Raw genomic sequence first — 16,864 nt, 5'->3', positions numbered from 1 at the left:
CCCACTAACGACGCCGGATATATGGTCGCAAACCGTATCGAACCAGTACTTGTAACACCCGGGGCGTCCATATATGGTCAACAAAAACTGGCCACGGCTTTAGAGTTTTTCCAAAACAATCTTTCCGCTTCTGCCACTCAGTTGCCCTAACAGTAAAGAGGACAGCTTTGAGCGAGAAGGCGACATTCGCTTTAAAGGTCACCTCATCCGTATGACAGAAAACCTCTAAAAAGCGGATTGAACGATTATGCGGGATTCTTACAGGAGCAAAAGAACCATGCAGTTTATTTTCCTGATAATCTCGTTCGCATCTGGGCAACGTACCTTGGTTCATCCGTTCCCGCCGTCCCCTCCATTTGCCCCGGGAGAACCATCAACCAGAACGAACCCATTAACGTTGTGTTGCGTTGATGGCCATTTGGACGATGCGTCCGCATGGGCGAACGATGTTGACGCCAAGTAAACGAGAGCTGTAAATATATAGATTAGTTTCAGACGCATAAGCAGCACCTTTTTGGAAAAACACTATTTGCCTGAGAGCGCTTACCTTAATTGCTACATGGGACGGCCGCGCCGCCTTTACCAGCCGCACCGCCTTTACCGCCTTTACCGCCCTGCCCATTGTTACCATCCTTACCTGGCTGCCCATCTTTACCAGAATGCCCGCATTTTACCGTCACTACCTTAAGGGAACTGGCCTGGTCTGCTGACACAGGGATTGTAGCTGTACTGTTCGGCGTTATCGCATTTTCAGCATGTACTACACCCGACAAGCAAAACTCAGTACAAAACAAAAATGCTACTAATTTAAGATTCATATTCACAAAGAAGTCTCCTCAACTGCGTGTTATAAAAACTGCCAGATCGTGTGATCTGGCAGTATGGGATTTATATGATCTTAGTCGCCACCCGCTCCGCCATCGCCTGCAAGAATAATCAGATGGTCAACAGAAGATGTATTGAAGTGGTGGAGTGGTTCCGCTGCTCTGGATAAACCCGTAAAGGAGATAAATAACAACGCTGCAATTCTACTTACTTTCATAATTAAAACCTCATTGTCAAAAGTTGGGGTTATTATTTCTGGTAAAAGAATGCCTAATGATCTTGCAAAATAAATATAGCAACCGACTTGTAATATCTTTATTTAATAATGTAATACTATATTTCCTTTCAACTTTTTTATTGTTGTTGAGCAGGTGATTTCTTTTCGATTTTTATTTTTTGTTTATGTATTGTTTATGTGGGCAGTTAAATAATCTTTTTCCAACCCGTTCTTCCAGTTATTGGAAAAGCTAAATTCAATATGGAGATTGATTGCTTTGTCAAAAAAACTTAATAAACATAAAGGGAAATGATTACGTGTGAATTTAAAATCAGCAGTTATGAGATTCAACGCAAATGATCTAACTCTGCTCTTGTAGGGCCTGCCTGGAAAACGGACAACACCCTACGTTAAGCCTGTTTTTTAAGCAGGCATGACAGGCAACGTTGAGCGAGCAGCAGGCATGATACCCTCGGGATAGTTTGGAAACAGTGTTGTCCCATCCCCCGTTTTGGCTGATGCTTTCCTTAACAGAATGCTTTATGTTGGTCACACTCATCCTGCAGGGTATAACCATGATAACAGTAGAGAAATCAGATCCATTTTCTTCAGAATCTCATCGCTTAATCGAAATGCTGTCAGCAGAACTTGCCGCTATTACTGGTGATAATGGCAAAAGCAATTTCACCGTTGAAGCAATGAGTGATGACAAAGCTTTATGGGCATTAGCAAAGAATTCTCATGGCAAAGCTATAGGATGCGGTGCTATACGGCCATTAACGCAAAATATCGCCGAGCTTAAAAGAATGTTTTCAGACCGAAGTGTGTCAGGGATTGGCGGTGCCTTACTCACTTTTCTTGAAAAATCTGCAAAAGAGATGGGATATACAGAACTTAGGCTGGAAACCCGACACATGAACTATCGGGCTGTAAATTTCTACGAGAAAAATGGTTATATCCGTATTGAGAATTACGGCCCATACATAGGCAGGACTGAAGCTGTCTGTTTCTCAAAGCCATTGCGCTGATTGTATCTAGAGGATCTGACGTCCGCCTGGCACAAAGCTCCGCGCGATTATGCGCGGGAAGCGAACGCAAAGGTTTTCAGATGACAACGAGGGCGCTGCCCGCAGCATAACGCCAAAAAAGCCAGCAAATGCGCTGGCCTGATTTTTAGTGTAGGTGCTTCCGGCGGGCTTACACCTTAAACATATCAGCACCAATATACTCGCCTTCCTTCGGTGCCGGTGGCACGAAGAAAATACCCGATCCGATATGTGAAATATATTCATTCATCGCGTCGGATGCGCCTAAACGGTTCTGAAGCGCTTCAAACTGCGCCGGATCTTTCTGATAGCTGATGAATAACAAACCGGCATCGAGCTGGGCCATATTATTCAGTCCGTCCGTGTAGTTATATGAACGACGCAGGATTTTAATCCCCCCATTATTTTCATGCGCGGCCAGGCTGATATGCGCAGTGGCCGGAATAATTAAGTTGCCGTCCGCAGCCGTTTTCTTAAAATCCGGCGTATCAAACTCTCTGGTGCCGGTCAGCGGCGCGCCGGAGACTTTATGGCGACCGAACACATTGTTCTGGTCGCTGACGCGGTCAGTATCCCAGCTTTCAATGTGCATCTTGATTTTGCGTACCACCTGATAGGTGCCCTGCTGCTGCCACGCAGGACCGCCATCGTTGATCCAGACATATTTGTCAAAATCTGCTTTTTCGGTGATGTTGCGGGTGCCGTCTTTAAAGCCGAATAAATTGCGCGGTGTGGACTGGCCTTTACCGGCTGACGCACGGCCAAAGCCCATGACCGTCCAGCGGGTCTGCGCAGCGCCGGTACTTTTGGCGATACGCGCCAAATCACGAATGGCGTGATAGGCCACCTGCGGATCATCCGCACAGGCCTGAAGCGAGAGGTCACCGCCGGTCACTTCAGGTTGTAAGTCATCGCTCGGGAGCTGCATCAGTTCACGCATCAGCAACGGTTTTTGTTTCACCAGTCCAAAGGTTTCGCTGAACACGCGTGGGCCGAGGCCAACGGTGACGGTCAGTGACGCCGGACCCAGATCTAACGCCTCGCCGGTATCCATTCCGACGCCACTGTTACGCAGAGGCTCAATCTGACCGATGGTGCCACCTTTCATCAGTTGGGCAATCGCCGATGACCAGCGCGCCAGCAACACCTGCAAATCCTGACGGCTGGTGGTGGTGAGATCAAACGTCATGTACATGATGTGGCGCTGAGGCTGCGTGCTGATCCCCGCCTGCCCGCCGGTGCCGTAAAAAGGGTGTTCACGTGAAAGATCGACCTTATCTTCCGGGTCACGGGCGGCGGTCTGTCCGTGCGCATGGCTGACCGCAGGGATGGCCAGCGCACTTGCGCCCGCCACTGCACCTTTGAGCAAATCACGCCGGGAGAACTTACCGGCCTCCCTGGCCGGTTGGTGTTTATCGCTCATTCCTCAGGCTCCTTTATTCGCCGCGACTTTCTCACCGATCTTAGACAGGGGTTCTTGCAACGCCTGAATAGTACGGCTCAATTTAGCAGCATCAGAGGCTTTCAGTTCCGCGGTGTAATATTTGTAACCGCCGGGGACTGAAGGATCACGATAGGTTTCCAGCATAACGTGCACGGCAGCGAACTGCGCGGCAACCTGTCTGGTCAGCGCCGGATCGATTTTTTCCAGCCCCGGTTGCAGGTAAGCGAACGCCTGTTGCGCACCTTCTACGTTACCCGCGAAATCAACCAGATCGAAGTGGCTGAAGGCTTCTTCCTCACCGTTGATTTTGGTGTTCTGCACTTCTTCCAGCAGATCTGCGGCACCGTTCGCCAGATCTTCAGGTTTGTAAGTCAGCGCTTTGGTCAGTGTGTCGAGCTGTGCGACGTTTTTCTGTAATTCGGCAGCCAGCTGTTTGGTTTCATTCGTGATTTTACCCTGACCGAACAGGTCACGCTCAATGGCGTGGAATCCATGCCAGCCTGCTTTCGGGTCAAGGTTAGACGCACGCATGTCGATCAGATAATCGAGGTTACCGGCGTTGTCCGTCGCTTTGAAGCCCGGCAATACAAACCCGCTCACATCAGATTCAATACGTTCGTAGAAAGGACGCGCTTTTGCGTAATCGGCTTTCGCTGTAGCAAGATCTCCCGCATCAATATCCGCTTTCAGGCGGTTCACACCGACCACCATCGCATCCACCACGCCATTCACATAAGTGGCGTAATCTTTGGTGCCCTGCGCCAGAATGGTCCCGGCGCTGCCCGCAGGTTGTGTGGCGCTTTTGCCGGTGACGGTAAAGTCGGTCATTTCATGTTGCGCGCCCGGACAATAGATTTGATATTTGCCGCCGTCGAGAGTCAGGGTGAATTTCACCATCGGCAGGCCGGGTGCCAGATTCTCTTTTTCGCCCAGAATACGATCATTGCTCAGCAGCTCTAACTCCGTGATGGCGGTTGCCGTTTTGTTCACCACATTGAACGTCACCGGCCCCGCTTTCGCTGAATTATGGTCAACCACACACGTACCGCCGTTGTCTCCGGTCATGGTGATATTCACTTGTGAAACGCCATTTTTTACCGCTGCCTGCGCCGCATCAGCCGGTGCTTCCACTGAAAACATCAGCAACGCCGCCAGGCCCGCCGTGGTCATCAGAGATTCTTTTTTCTTAAAATTCGGTTTACGCATGAATTTCATTTCCTTTATTTATTTTTTGGCAAATTGGTGTGTAGTTGAGAACCGAATGACAGGCTGTATTCACCCGCAGCGGCCAGCCTTTCATTACGGTGTTTCAGGAGAACCCGTCGTGCTGAGAAAACAAAAATCAGGGCCAGCGCGGCCAGAATGACCGGCAACATATATGCCCAGAAACGGTAGGTATCTTGTGCGATTTGCAGTTGTTGCAGGGCATCAGAAACGGTCTGCTGATACGCCCCGCTCACCTGCCAGTTGCAGGCTGAAGCGGCCGCCGTCGGATGACGAACGGTGATGGTTCGCGGGGATTGCAGGCCGCTGCCGGAAAGCGTGATCAGCTCATCTGCCCGGGCACTGGCCCCCAGCAACACGCCCTGCGCCACAGAGGCCTGAACAGTGCAACTGACCGACCACTGCGCCTGATAAGGCCCCGGATGCATCGCCGGATTCAGACCAATGGGAATACGGTTGCCATAGAATGCCACCAGTTGATCAAGCGTCAGAACGGCAGGCGCATCCGCAGGCGTAAAGCGAGATTTGGTTTGCCATTCGCGGGTTTGCAGGCCGCCATGATGACCGGCAATGGCGGCGCTGGCGGGCAGAACGGTCACCCTCACGTTGCCGTCCGCAGGCGTCACATTCAGCTGATAGCCGTTCGTATCAGACAACAGTTTTACCTCACCCGCCGGTGCGGTGTTCCGGGTGTCATTACTTACCAGCGGTGCGCTGGCAGGCAGTTGCAGTGTGTAGTTTGGGTAAAAAAGGCGCAATCCCACTGCTGACACGACCATCACACTGGCAAATGCCAGCCGCAGCCGCGCACCGTTAATCGCGGAGGGACGGCGGTGTGCAGGCCAGTAAATCAGCAGCGACACAATGACAATGTAGAGCAGCCAGGCGACAGTCTGGATCAGGTTCGGATCCGGCGGAATGCCCAGCACGCCGGTAATCAGCGCTGAGCGGACAGTGCCCGGCGGCACCAGCCAGGCGAGATCCGCCACGCGCTGCTGCCCGATATTCAGCCAGCCCGCTTCGTGTGCTGTCAGCAACGCGTTAATGATTAATCCGCCTGCGACCAGGATCAGGAACAACCCCGTGAAGCGGAAAAAGCGCGAGAGATTGATGCGGATGCCGCCGAAATAAATGCCACAGCCGATGCCCACCGCCACCAGCAGGCCGGTTACCGCGCCGGCCGCCGCCCACATGGCTGACTGCGCGACCGAGAATGTGGCGAGCAGAAACACGCTGGTTTCAAAGCCTTCTTTCAGCACGGCGAGAAAAGCCATACTCGCCAGCGCCCGGGCGCCTGACTGGCTTATCGCCTGCGCGGCTTCGCTTTCCAGCTCATTTTTCATGGTGTGAGCGTGGGTGTTCATCCACATGATCATGCCAGTGACAAAGAAAACAGCGATCAGGCCGATCACCGACTCCATTCCTTCCTGACTTGCCTGCGGCAACGCGCGTTCGGTCATCTCCAGCGCCACGCCGACCATCACCGAAAGCATCAGCGCCAGCCCGACGCCCATCCACATCGCGAAAAGGCTTTTACCGTTTTTGCGTAAGAATGCCGCAATGATCCCGACGATAAGCGCCGCTTCCAGACCTTCACGAAGACCGATAATAAATGTGGCTAACAAAGGGCAAACTCCATGCAACAAGACGCATTATCAAATCATTAATGATAATTGATATCAGTTGACTGAACGCCAGGGAAGAAATGGAGTATGAGGATTTGCAACAGAGTGCTGGAGAAATATGAATATGATGTAAAGCGTGGTTTATTTGTAACCAAATAAAAAATTCACTAAAAAATAGCCGCTGGCTGACAACAGTACAGAAAATGCTGACTGATATTCTGTCCTGTTCAGACCCGACTTTTGCGCTTAAGACAGATAATTTGCCGCACGGATTCACGCAAACTGATGGTACGGAATATATCGCGCATCATCGACACATCGGCCTTTAATCCGCGCAACCAGCCCATTTTAGCGGCTTTATACGGGCTGATAACGCCTTGCCAGCTGACGACCTGCACGCGCAATCCGGCGGCAATCCACTGCTGATTAATCCAGACTTCCAGCCCGAAATGCGGTAACCGGCGGATGGCTGCGAGATGCTGTGCGACTAACTCGCGCGCAAACACCCGTTCACCGGAAATATAATCCAGCCCGATAAACCGCCAGATCCACGGGCTGTTGCGCCTCAGGCTTATCGAGACCTCCGCCTGATGCGCCATCACCGGCCTGATGAGCGCGGTTATATCGTCATAACTCAGCCCGACAAGATCCGCATCCAGCATCAGCAGATGGCTGCCCGTTGCTGCGGCAATGCCTTCGGCAACGGCATAACTTTTACCGCGATTTTCAGGCAGGCTGATCACCCTGACGTTCTTGCCCTGCGCGATTTGTGCGGTGTTATCGGCGGAGCCGTCATCCACCACGATAATCTCCCGCAGTAAAGGATGGTTCTGCACCACATCCAGCACACTGCCGATGCGGCAGCCCTCATTGTGTGCCGGAATAATGCAACTCACCGTGATCATTGTTTAGACTTAAGCCAGATAACACCGGTGACGGCCAGCAGGATGAACAAACCCAGGGATACCCAGGCTATCCAGTTGTTCACCTGTGCGATGATATCGCCGAACATCCAGCCGATACCCAGAAGAAACAGGCTCTTGGGAATAGCCGCGATGATGTTATAGAACAGAAAAGGCACCAGCGGCATGCGCGCCATGCCCGCGCCGGTCAGCACCAGTGCGCCAGCGGAATGAGTCAGTTTGGCCAGCACCAGCAACCGCCCGCCTTTGCGGTCAAAACTTTTCACCATTTTTTCCAGTCGCGGCTGGGTCAGCCCGAGACGGGCCAGCCAGGCGGGCGGTTGGCCGTCAGCTTTGATCACCCACCGCCCGAGCGAGTAAAAAATAATATCCCCGAGCACTTCCCCGATCATCACCACGGTCAACATGGCGGACAAACTGAAATAGCCGAGACGAACGAAGTAGCCTGCAATCACCGTCACTACCGGCCCTTCAAGGATAGCCAGCGGCGTCATGATCAGCAGGCCGTGGGCTCTGATAAGCGTTTCGAGTGTTTCAAGAGAAAACATACTGTCCTTATTTCCCCGACGGCTGGCTGGCAGATGCGGGGTGTTTTTTATCTACGTGCCTTTCACCTAAAACTGTGCCCCGCCACGTAAAGCCGCGCCCGGTCCAGCACCATAACCACAAGGCGGGCAGCAGGATATCGCGGATGCACATTGCCAGAATATCTCTCAGCTGATGCGGCCAGCCGAGCGCTTTGGCCAGCACCCATTCACCGCCATACCACAGCACAAAAAGCACCGGCAGAGCAAACAGTGGCAAATCACCGCGGGCAGTCAGCCACAGCACCGCCGCCAGCACGGGCAAGAAACCAATGATAATTTCAGGCACAAACAGCCAGAAAAATCCGGCACGGCGGATACGCGCCCAGCGCAGTTGTCTGCTCCAGACCGCTTCCAGACTGCGATGCCCGATAGGCTGCGCAAAAGGCTGTGCGGGTAAACGGACTTTCAGCCCGGCGCGGCGCACCAGTTTGGTTGAGGCGACATCTTCCGCCAGCTCACTACCCAGCGCCGCCATTCCGCCGCCATTATCAAGCACCTCGCGCCGCCAGCACAACGTTTTCCCCTGCGCAAAGCCGTTACCGAGAAAATCCGACAAATACTGCCAGCGCGCCTGATGCGTGTTCAGCATGGCGGCTTCCACGGCACCCCAGAAATTCTCCGGGATCATCCCGACTGCCGGAGAACTCACCAGTCCGGTTTGACTGTCAAAGGTATTCATCAGTGAACGCAGATAATCCGGCGGTAACAACAGGTTGCTGTCTGCCATGGCCACCACGCCTGCGGTGGTATGACTCCAGGCTTTATTAAGATTGTTCACCTTCGGATTGGCGGATATTTTGTCATCGCCAGTCAGCAGGCGTGCAGGCTTATCAGGGAATTCAGCCATCAGCTTTTCCACCAGCGGGATCACCGGATCAAAGCGTGACGCCACGCAGAACACAATTTCGTAAGCGGGATAGTCCTGATAAAAACTGGAGCGCAGTGTTTCCTCTTCAAAGGCGTTATATCCGCACAAAGGCCTGACCAGCACGATAAATTCCGAGGTTTCATGCGCTTCATCGCGCAGGATACCGCGGCGCATTCGCCACCAGGCGATCAACAGAGAGGAAAACTGGAGGGTGATCAGTACACTGCCCAGTGCGGCGATCACTGCGGTGTTCAATACCATGACGATGCCCCTTCATTCAAAATATCTGCGATGAGAATTCCAGACTTCCGGCAGTCAAAACGCCATCCTACAGGCGTTACGTTAAGGAATTCTTAAAGGGGAAACGGGGCACTGCGGAAGAAATAAAGGAGTGAGTACGGGCATCCGTACTCACGTGGGTTTTTATCGCTATTATTTCGAACGGCTAAAACCTATTTCGCCCCTGCCACAGCTTCGCGGGCAAGTGCAGTAATACGATCGTAATCACCGCTTTCCAGCGCATCGGCTGGCACCAGCCAGGATCCGCCGATGCACAGCACACTTTTCAGCGCCAGATAATCGCGGTAATTCGCCAGTGAAATCCCGCCTGTCGGGCAAAAACGCACCTGCGGGAACGGACCGCCAATCGCCTGCAATGCTTTCACGCCGCCGTTAGCTTCCGCCGGGAAGAATTTGAATTCGCGCAGACCGTGATCCAGACCCAGCATCAGTTCAGAAACGGTACTGATACCCGGGATCAGCGGAATGGAACCGGCGGTCGCGGCGGCAAGCAATTCGTCTGTCAGCCCCGGACTGATGGCAAACTGTGCGCCAGCGTCGGTGACATCTTGCAGTTGCTGCGCATTCAGCACAGTACCCGCGCCCAAAATCGCCTCCGGCACATCGCTGGCAATGGCACGAATGGCGTCCATCGCACAGGCGGTGCGCAACGTCACTTCCAGCACACGAACACCACCGGCCACCAGCGCTTTCGCCAGCGGAACCGCCTGTTCCAGTTTATTGATAACGATGACCGGCACAACCGGCCCCGCCGTCAGAATGTGTTCTGCGCTTGTTTTCCAGTTTTTCATTCTTGTCTTCTCATCCGTTTCGATAAATTAAAAAGTAATGCAGCAGGCGCCCTGTTCCGCGCCGGAAAGCTGGCTGCGCAAGGCACTGAACAGCTCACGGCCACAACCGATATGTTCTGCGCTCAGATCAGGCTGATACGCTTTTCGTTCAGCCAGTTCGGCAGCATCAACACGCAATTCGAGTTCGCCGGTTCGCCCGTTGACGCGAATAATGTCGCCGTCACGCACTTTTGCTAACATGCCGCCGCTGAACGCCTCCGGCGTCACGTGGATAGCAGAAGGCACTTTGCCGGAAGCGCCGGACAAACGACCGTCGGTGACCAGTGCGACACGGAATCCGCGATCCATTAATACGCCAAGCGGCGGCATCAGTTTATGCAGCTCAGGCATGCCATTGGCCTGCGGCCCCTGAAAACGCACCACCACCACACAATCGCGGTTCAGCTTACCGGCCTCGAATGCCGGAACAATGTCATGCTGGCTTTCAAATACCACCGCAGGGGCTTCGATAATCTGATTATCCGCAGGCACCGCCGAGGTTTTCATCACCGCACGCCCGAGATTACCCGACAACACTTTTGTGCCGCCGTGATGCTCAAACGGCTGTTGCACGCTGGCAATGACGTTTGTGTCGAGCGAATGCTCTGCGCCTTCGCGCCACGCCAGTTCGCCGTTTTCCAGCCACGGTTCCTGCGTGTAACGGTCTAATCCGAAACCAGCCACGGTGTTGACATCCTGATGTAACAGGCCGTTTTTCAGCAATTCGCGCACCACCAGTTGCACGCCGCCCGCCGCCTGAAACTGGTTGATATCCGCCGGGCCGTTCGGGTAAATACGGCATAACGAAGGCACCGCATCGGACAACTCAGAGAAATCATCCCAGTTGATGACAATGCCTGCCGCACGCGCCATAGCGACCATGTGCATAGTCAGATTGGTGGAACCGCCGGTGGCTAACAGCGCAACAATGCCGTTCACCACGGTTTTCTCATTCACCATCTGGCCGAGTGGCTGATAGTTGCCGGTGGTTTCGGCCAGACGGGTGACCTGACGTGCTGCCGAATCGGTCAGTGCATCACGCAGCGCGCAATCCGGCGGCACAAACGATGCACCCGGCAGATGCAGCCCCATCACTTCCATCACCATCTGATTGGTGTTGGCAGTGCCGTAAAATGTACAGGTGCCAATGCCGTGATACGACGCGGCTTCCGCTTCCAGTAATGCCTGACGGTCCACTTTGCCTTCGGTATAAAGCTGACGGATACGCACTTTCTCTTTGTTCGGCAAACCGGTGCTCATCGGCCCGGCGGGCACAAATACCGCCGGCAGATGGCCGAATGACAGCGCCGCCATCACTAAGCCCGGCACGATTTTGTCGCAGATACCCAGATACAACGCCCCGTCGAACATGTTGTGTGAAAGGCCGATGGCCGCCGACATGGCAATCACGTCACGGCTCATCAGCGACAACTCCATGCCGTCCTGCCCTTGCGTGACACCGTCACACATTGCCGGTACGCCGCCCGCCACCTGACCGACCGCACCCACCGATTTCAGTGCGTCTTTCAGGCGTTGCGGGTAATGCTCGTAGGGCTGATGCGCCGACAGCATGTCGTTGTAGGCGGTAATAATGGCGATATCGCTGCGCACCATATTTTTCAGGGAATTCTTCTCATCCGGCTGACAGGCGGCAAAGCCATGCGCCAGATTGCCACAGGCCAGTTGCGCGCGGTGAACGGTTTGCGAACGGGCAGCATCCATACGCGCCAGATAGGCTTCACGGGTGGATGCGGAACGGTTGATGATCCGCTGCGTGACACGGGCCACGGTGTTGTTAATCATAATGTTGTCCCCTTTCTTAAAGCATCGTGAAAGCAATCATGCCGATGATCCCGCCAGTCGTGCCGAGCAGGGTTTCCATCACCGTCCAGGTTTTCAGCGTTTGCAGTTCGCTGGCACCGGTGAACTTGCCGAATAACCAGAAACCGGCATCGTTTACGTGGCTGAGCACAATGGAACCGCCGGTAATGCAGATGGCGAGTGCGGCCAGCTGACCGCCGTTGAGCCCCATCTGATGGGTTACCGGCAATACCAGCCCGACAGTGGTCAGGCAGGCCACGGTGGCTGAACCCTGAATAACCCGCACGACCGCTGACAGTGCAAAACAGGCCACGGCAATCGGTAAGCCGGTGCCGATCATCGCGTCACCAATGGCCGGGCCGACGCCGGAATCCACCAGAATTTGTTTGAATACGCCACCCGCACCGGTCATCAGCAGGATGATCCCGGCGGGCTGAACGGCGGCTGAGCAGATGGCCAGCGTCTGTTCGTTGGTCATGCCGCGTGGTTTTGCCAGCCCGTAAATGACAATCAGGCAGGCAATCAGAATGGCGGTAAACGGATGGCCGATAAACTCCAGCCAGTCGTGCAATGGCGTACCCGCCGTGACAAAGCGTGCGCCGATGGTTTTCATTCCCACCAACACCAGCGGACACAAAATCAGCGCCAGACTGAAACCGAATGACGGCAGGTTATCTTTGTTAAGCGTCGGGGCATTTTCTTCAACAGGCATCGGCCAGCTGACATGACGGCTGATAAAATTGCCGTACAGCGGACCGGCGATCAGCATGCCGGCAATCGCGGCCACCAGACCGATGGCGATCATCCAGCCAAATTCGGCATTCATCTGCGACGCCAGCAGCATCGGGACCGGTCCCGGAAGCAGGAAACACGCCGCTGCCGCGACACCGGCAAATAACGGGATCGCCAGCCTGACGATGTTGCCGTCAGTACGGCGCGCCACCGCGAACACGATGCCAATCAGCAGCACAATCGCCACATCGAAAAACAGCGGCAAGGCGCAAACCAGCCCGGCAATCCCGAGAGCATAATGGGCTTTGTTTTTGCCAAAACTATTCAGTAAATGGGCCGCAATTTGGTCAAGTGCGCCGACTTCATGCAGGATCTTGCCGAACATCGCCCCCAGCGCCACCACAATCGCCAGAAAACCCAGAGTGCTGCCCATGCCTTTCTGCATGGTGTCGGCAATGGTATTGACCGGCATGCCGGAGAAAATCCCGGCGGCAATCGACACCAGCATCAGCGCGACGAACGCGTGCATACGCACTTTCATCACCAGAAAAAGCAGCAGCAACACGGAGCCCGCTGCAGTACCGACTAAAGTCACTGTATTCACGCGCAATGCTCCTGTTGCTGAAAACTACGGATGTGTTGCAGGGTCTCTGCAATCACCGCATCAAGCGGCTGATGAATGCCGATGGTGATCACGTCACTTTCTTCAGCGCCAGGTTGTTCGAGTGCTGCAAACTGTGAGATCAGCATCTGCGATTTAAAAAAGTGCCCTTTGCGTGCGGCCATGCGTTCTTCGATGACCGGGAATTCACCCTGTAAATAGATGAAAGACAGGTTGGCGTTACCTGCGCGCAGACGATCGCGGTAACGTTTTTTCAATGCCGAGCAGATGATGACCGACACATTATTGGTTCGCTGCATGGCAAACGCGGCATCATTGAGGGCGGCCAGCCACGGCGCGCGGTCGTCATCATTGAGGGCGTCACCGGCGGCCATTTTCAGGATATTACTGCGGGGATGTAAGAAATCGCCGTCAAGAAAACCGGCTGAAAGCTGGTGTGCCACGGCGTTGGCGACGGCTGATTTTCCGCTGCCTGATACGCCCATAAACACATAAATTCGGTTCTGATCATTGTTCACGGTTGCGCTCCTCGACTGGTTAAAAAACGCGAAAGACGGGTCAGTGGTTTTATTCGTTATGTCCACACTGTTCATGTTTATTCGCAATGTTACCGGTAACATGTTATCGGTAACATTATCAGAGGCTTTTTCACCCGTGACAATCTGCCCGTGCAGGGGAAAAGCATAAATGTGATCTGCTTCAAAGTTAATTATTAGCAATGAAACATATTTCGGACGGGGGTTAACAGATGGATAACATGCGCAGGCGAAACGAAAAGTATGTGATTGCTATTACTGTGTACAAAACCTCCGGCACAAAAGACTAAAAACCGCACCGGTTGCTTAATTTTTTCTTCCCTCCTTGTAATTATTGACTTCCTTGTCTATTACTAAATGGCAGTGATAACTCACTCTTTTAAACAGTGAGTTATTGATTAACAGGGTTTCACTAAATAAACAGCTTTCTATTACTTTCCTTCAATTTACTGGGCAATTTAAAATCTGAGGATTACATGAAAATATCTAAAGCTCTGCTGGCAGTGGCTGTGATGGGCTGTGTCTCTTTCAGCACTTATTCTGCTGAATTAATGAAGAAAATAGATTTTGAAAAAGTGGCTTCTGAGTATACCAAAGTCGGCTCTGTGACCACCTCAAATAAAACCTCGCAGTCCGGCGCCATTGAAGATCTTTCTAAGAAAGCCGATAAAAAAGGCGGCGATGTATTTGTATTAACCTCCGGTAATACCAACAATAAAATTCACGGTACTGCTGACGTTTATAAGAAAAAATAAGTATTTTGTTTTCTGCACAATAAGCAATAAAAAGAAGCCTGCAAATTTGCGGGCTTTTTAATGGACGATTATGCTGCTGTCGGCTCCGCTGATGCTGGTTATTATCGGGCTGGGATCGTTTGCCGTGCGCGAAAACCATTCGCTGACAATTTTAAAGGAAGGCAATATTCCGCCGGTGCCCTGCACCCTGATTGCGCTGGTGAACGGCGAGTCATAAAAAAATCCACGCTTTCACGTGGATTGAGTTTTGCGGGAAACCGGATGTCAGAAAGGCCTGATTATCGCCAAAATACCAATGAGGATCACACCGACAATAATCACCGCGCTGGCGTTGCGCACCAGCGCGAAATCTTTCACCTGCTGACCGGTGGCGCGACGACGTAAATCGCCGGAAAGCAGCCCGTGCAGCGCGGAGAGAACCAGCACCACCACCATTTTTATCAGCAGCCAGGCATGGGGGAATTTGCCATAACTGACGATCATCACGATGCCCGCCACCCACAACAGGATCATCGCCGGGCTGGTGACACTGCGCGTCCATTTGCGCACGGTTTCCAGTAACAACGTCTGTCCTGCACTTTCCGCAGTACCGGATGTCCGCGAACAGGCCATCGATACCAGCGCCATCGCCAGCATGCCGCCAATCCACAATACGCCCGCAATCACGTGCAAGGCATTGAGCCATTCATGAAGCATTTTTATCCCTCCGGAAGTTAACAATAATTCTGCCTGCCGCAGATGACCTCAACCTGCTGTCTCTCCACAACTTTTAGCGGATTATGGCGGTTTCCCACACGAAAGGCACGGTTAAGTCGTCACTTTTTCTTATTCTCAGCCGGTGTTTACATTGAGTAGGTAGACTGGTATACCTACAGGCAAGATGAACAACACGAGTAAAAAAAATGTCCACCACAGACTCCTCTCCTGAAAGCGCCCGCGACCGGCTTCTCGGTGCCGCCCGGGTTCTGTTTTATAACAACGGCATTGCTGCGACCGGGATTGACGCAATCATCAAACGTGCCGGTGTCGCCAAAAAAAGCCTCTACAACAATTTCGAATCCAAGGCTGAACTGGTCGCGACGTACATTGAAATACGTCATGACGAATGGCTGGAGCTGTACGCCCGGCGTGTTGAAAAAGCTAAAACACCGAAAGAAAAAGTGCTCGCCGTGTTTCAGGCGTATGACGATCACGCTGAATTTGCCTATGAGCACGGCTTTCGTGGCTGCGGGTTACTGAATGCCGCCGCCGAACTGCCCGCCGGAGCGCCCGGCAGGCACGCCGTGCGCGGGCATAAAGAACATGTTGAAGCTATCGTGACTGCGCATCTTCTCGAACTGTTCCCCACTGACGAGGCCAAAGCCCGCCTGATGGCGCGGCATTTTTCATTTTTACTGGAAGGCGCGATTTCGCGTGCAGGTCTGGAAGGCAACGGTCAATGTGTCCGTCAGGCGATGGACATGGCGGCCTCAATGATGGAGGTGCCATGACGATAACGCCTCGTGAACGCATGACGGGCGTACTCGCCGTGGTATTTGCTTCCGTTCTGTGGGGGTCGACCGGCACGGCGGCGACATTTGCGCCCGACGTCAGCCCGCTGGCGATCGGCGCAGTGGCCATGGGGCTGGGCGGATTGTTGCAGGCGCTGATTTCCGCCAGAAGGATAGTCACCAGCCGGGTAACTCTGGTGAACAACGCACGCATGTTATTTACCGGCGCACTGGCGGTCGCAGTTTATCCGCTGGCGTTTTACGCCTCGATGCACCTGGCGGGCGTCACGGTCGGTACCGTGATTTCCCTCGGTTCTGCGCCGCTGTTATCCGCACTGATTGAATATTATCTCGACGGACAACGTCTCACCCGCCGCTGGATGACCGGCGCCGCCATTGGCGTGGCGGGCATGGTGTTACTTTGCGTCGGTGAAAGTGGCAGTCACTCCACCGCCGGTCAGGGCGACCACGCGATAGCCGGTGTGGTACTCGGGCTGATTGCCGGGCTGACCTACGCGCTTTATGCCTGGGCGGCGCGTCATTTAATGCAGCGCGGCGTCCCTTCCCGCGCGGCAATGGGCGCCACGTTCGGGCTGGGCGGTTTACTGCTGATGCCGGTGCTGTGGATGACCGGCGCGCCCCTTCTGGCGTCATGGAATAACGCCGCGGTCGGCGCGTACATGGCGCTTATCCCGATGTTTGTCGGTTATGTCTGTTTCGGTTATGCCCTGGCACGCATTCCGGCCAGCATGGCCACCACCATCACCCTGCTGGAACCGGCGGTCGCCGCCGTGCTGGCGGTGGTGATTGTGGGCGAACGCCTGCCGCCGCTGGGCTGGACAGGTATCGGGCTGGTGGTTGCCTGTCTGATTTTTATCACCGTGCCGCTGAAAAGACGCGCAACCTTACCGGTTTCTGCCTGAAAAAATGGCTCCCGCAGGATAATGCCGGTCACTTAAGGTGACCGGCATTGTTTTTTAAGGGATATTTCGACCTTTTTTCTCTCACTTCCCTCGCAT

The 16,864-nt window shown here is 53.7% G+C and carries 18 protein-coding genes; 5 read left to right on the top strand and 13 right to left on the bottom strand.

All coding sequences use genetic code 11. The annotated features are described in order from the left end of the window. Positions 1-548: 548 nt before the first annotated feature. Both HGO41_RS24945 and HGO41_RS24940 read right to left on the bottom strand, forming a co-directional pair. The gene (locus tag HGO41_RS24945) at positions 549-824 is read right to left on the bottom strand and encodes a hypothetical protein (RefSeq protein WP_013575650.1); all 276 of its coding nucleotides are present in this window, start codon (positions 822-824) and stop codon (positions 549-551) included. A gap of 74 nt (positions 825-898) precedes the next feature. Then, the gene (locus tag HGO41_RS24940) at positions 899-1,042 is read right to left on the bottom strand and encodes a hypothetical protein (protein WP_013575651.1); all 144 of its coding nucleotides are present in this window, start codon (positions 1,040-1,042) and stop codon (positions 899-901) included. Positions 1,043-1,617: 575 nt separating this feature from the next. Between HGO41_RS24940 and HGO41_RS24935 the strand changes: the two genes are divergently transcribed. Then, positions 1,618-2,070 (top strand): GNAT family N-acetyltransferase, encoded by a 453-nt coding sequence (locus HGO41_RS24935; protein ID WP_013575652.1) that lies wholly within the window; start codon positions 1,618-1,620, stop codon positions 2,068-2,070. Positions 2,071-2,239: 169 nt separating this feature from the next. Here the strand turns inward: HGO41_RS24935 and efeB are convergent, their stop codons facing one another. The 10 genes from efeB to gntK form a co-directional block, all read right to left on the bottom strand. Then, on the bottom strand, positions 2,240-3,511 hold the full coding sequence (efeB, locus tag HGO41_RS24930) for an iron uptake transporter deferrochelatase/peroxidase subunit (protein ID WP_119261685.1): 1,272 nt from the start codon (positions 3,509-3,511) through the stop codon (positions 2,240-2,242). 3 nt (positions 3,512-3,514) lie between these two features. After that, positions 3,515-4,738, bottom strand: coding sequence for an iron uptake system protein EfeO (gene efeO / locus HGO41_RS24925; RefSeq protein ID WP_013575654.1), 1,224 nt, complete (start codon positions 4,736-4,738; stop codon positions 3,515-3,517). 14 nt (positions 4,739-4,752) lie between these two features. Further along, positions 4,753-6,381, bottom strand: coding sequence for an iron uptake transporter permease EfeU (gene efeU / locus HGO41_RS24920; RefSeq protein WP_112152422.1), 1,629 nt, complete (start codon positions 6,379-6,381; stop codon positions 4,753-4,755). Positions 6,382-6,608: 227 nt separating this feature from the next. Further along, positions 6,609-7,286, bottom strand: coding sequence for a glycosyltransferase family 2 protein (locus HGO41_RS24915; protein ID WP_126124912.1), 678 nt, complete (start codon positions 7,284-7,286; stop codon positions 6,609-6,611). Then, entirely contained in the window at positions 7,283-7,852 is a 570-nt protein-coding gene (locus tag HGO41_RS24910) for a DedA family protein (protein WP_037035688.1), read from the bottom strand. The genes HGO41_RS24915 and HGO41_RS24910 overlap by 4 nt, the downstream gene beginning before the upstream one ends. Positions 7,853-7,859: 7 nt before the next feature. After that, positions 7,860-9,020 carry a ceramide glucosyltransferase gene (locus HGO41_RS24905; protein WP_037035689.1) on the bottom strand — a complete coding sequence of 387 codons (1,161 nt, stop codon included), beginning with the start codon at positions 9,018-9,020 and terminating at the stop codon, positions 7,860-7,862. 191 nt (positions 9,021-9,211) lie between these two features. Then, positions 9,212-9,850 carry a bifunctional 4-hydroxy-2-oxoglutarate aldolase/2-dehydro-3-deoxy-phosphogluconate aldolase gene (locus HGO41_RS24900; RefSeq protein WP_112198389.1) on the bottom strand — a complete coding sequence of 213 codons (639 nt, stop codon included), beginning with the start codon at positions 9,848-9,850 and terminating at the stop codon, positions 9,212-9,214. Positions 9,851-9,877: 27 nt separating this feature from the next. After that, positions 9,878-11,692, bottom strand: coding sequence for a phosphogluconate dehydratase (edd, locus tag HGO41_RS24895; protein WP_217243951.1), 1,815 nt, complete (start codon positions 11,690-11,692; stop codon positions 9,878-9,880). 16 nt (positions 11,693-11,708) lie between these two features. After that, complete coding sequence (gntU, locus tag HGO41_RS24890; RefSeq protein WP_250981606.1) at positions 11,709-13,046, bottom strand: gluconate transporter; 1,338 nt, start codon at positions 13,044-13,046, stop codon at positions 11,709-11,711. Continuing rightward, a complete protein-coding gene (gntK, locus tag HGO41_RS24885; protein WP_015689980.1) occupies positions 13,043-13,582 on the bottom strand; it encodes a gluconokinase in 540 nt (179 codons plus the stop codon). Before gntK ends, gntU begins: the two co-directional genes overlap by 4 nt. A gap of 494 nt (positions 13,583-14,076) precedes the next feature. Between gntK and yahO the strand changes: the two genes are divergently transcribed. After that, on the top strand, positions 14,077-14,355 hold the full coding sequence (yahO, locus tag HGO41_RS24880) for a DUF1471 family periplasmic protein YahO (RefSeq protein WP_013575662.1): 279 nt from the start codon (positions 14,077-14,079) through the stop codon (positions 14,353-14,355). Positions 14,356-14,425: 70 nt separating this feature from the next. Beyond that, positions 14,426-14,572 (top strand): hypothetical protein, encoded by a 147-nt coding sequence (locus HGO41_RS24875; RefSeq protein WP_013575663.1) that lies wholly within the window; start codon positions 14,426-14,428, stop codon positions 14,570-14,572. Between the two features lie 47 nt (positions 14,573-14,619). Here the strand turns inward: HGO41_RS24875 and HGO41_RS24870 are convergent, their stop codons facing one another. Next, complete coding sequence (locus HGO41_RS24870; protein ID WP_015689981.1) at positions 14,620-15,051, bottom strand: CopD family protein; 432 nt, start codon at positions 15,049-15,051, stop codon at positions 14,620-14,622. A gap of 206 nt (positions 15,052-15,257) precedes the next feature. Between HGO41_RS24870 and HGO41_RS24865 the strand changes: the two genes are divergently transcribed. Together HGO41_RS24865 and HGO41_RS24860 are read left to right on the top strand one after the other, a co-directional pair. Further along, positions 15,258-15,845 (top strand): TetR/AcrR family transcriptional regulator, encoded by a 588-nt coding sequence (locus tag HGO41_RS24865; RefSeq protein ID WP_013575665.1) that lies wholly within the window; start codon positions 15,258-15,260, stop codon positions 15,843-15,845. Beyond that, positions 15,842-16,768: a DMT family transporter gene (locus tag HGO41_RS24860; RefSeq protein ID WP_013575666.1), complete on the top strand. Its 927-nt coding sequence runs from the start codon at positions 15,842-15,844 to the stop codon at positions 16,766-16,768. Before HGO41_RS24865 ends, HGO41_RS24860 begins: the two co-directional genes overlap by 4 nt. Positions 16,769-16,864: the final 96 nt, after the last annotated feature.

It is taken from the genome of Rahnella sp. CG8 (genome assembly GCF_023701875.1).
Classification (GTDB): domain Bacteria; phylum Pseudomonadota; class Gammaproteobacteria; order Enterobacterales; family Enterobacteriaceae; genus Rahnella; species Rahnella aceris.
Note: the sequence above shows the minus strand (reverse complement) of the source record. Positions and strands in the feature narration are given on the sequence as shown.

What these genes read in the sequence shown, in the direction of transcription:
- HGO41_RS24870 (WP_015689981.1), bottom strand. Translation starts at nt 15,051, where the DNA reads ATGCTTCATGAATGGCTCAATGCCTTGCACGTGATTGCGGGCGTATTG.
- edd (WP_217243951.1), bottom strand. Translation starts at nt 11,692, where the DNA reads ATGATTAACAACACCGTGGCCCGTGTCACGCAGCGGATCATCAACCGT.
- HGO41_RS24910 (WP_037035688.1), bottom strand. Translation starts at nt 7,852, where the DNA reads ATGTTTTCTCTTGAAACACTCGAAACGCTTATCAGAGCCCACGGCCTG.
- efeO (WP_013575654.1), bottom strand. Translation starts at nt 4,738, where the DNA reads ATGCGTAAACCGAATTTTAAGAAAAAAGAATCTCTGATGACCACGGCG.
- efeB (WP_119261685.1), bottom strand. Translation starts at nt 3,511, where the DNA reads ATGAGCGATAAACACCAACCGGCCAGGGAGGCCGGTAAGTTCTCCCGG.
- HGO41_RS24905 (WP_037035689.1), bottom strand. Translation starts at nt 9,020, where the DNA reads ATGGTATTGAACACCGCAGTGATCGCCGCACTGGGCAGTGTACTGATC.
- HGO41_RS24875 (WP_013575663.1), top strand. Translation starts at nt 14,426, where the DNA reads ATGCTGCTGTCGGCTCCGCTGATGCTGGTTATTATCGGGCTGGGATCG.
- HGO41_RS24865 (WP_013575665.1), top strand. Translation starts at nt 15,258, where the DNA reads ATGTCCACCACAGACTCCTCTCCTGAAAGCGCCCGCGACCGGCTTCTC.
- HGO41_RS24860 (WP_013575666.1), top strand. Translation starts at nt 15,842, where the DNA reads ATGACGATAACGCCTCGTGAACGCATGACGGGCGTACTCGCCGTGGTA.
- HGO41_RS24935 (WP_013575652.1), top strand. Translation starts at nt 1,618, where the DNA reads ATGATAACAGTAGAGAAATCAGATCCATTTTCTTCAGAATCTCATCGC.
- HGO41_RS24940 (WP_013575651.1), bottom strand. Translation starts at nt 1,042, where the DNA reads ATGAAAGTAAGTAGAATTGCAGCGTTGTTATTTATCTCCTTTACGGGT.
- HGO41_RS24900 (WP_112198389.1), bottom strand. Translation starts at nt 9,850, where the DNA reads ATGAAAAACTGGAAAACAAGCGCAGAACACATTCTGACGGCGGGGCCG.
- yahO (WP_013575662.1), top strand. Translation starts at nt 14,077, where the DNA reads ATGAAAATATCTAAAGCTCTGCTGGCAGTGGCTGTGATGGGCTGTGTC.
- HGO41_RS24915 (WP_126124912.1), bottom strand. Translation starts at nt 7,286, where the DNA reads ATGATCACGGTGAGTTGCATTATTCCGGCACACAATGAGGGCTGCCGC.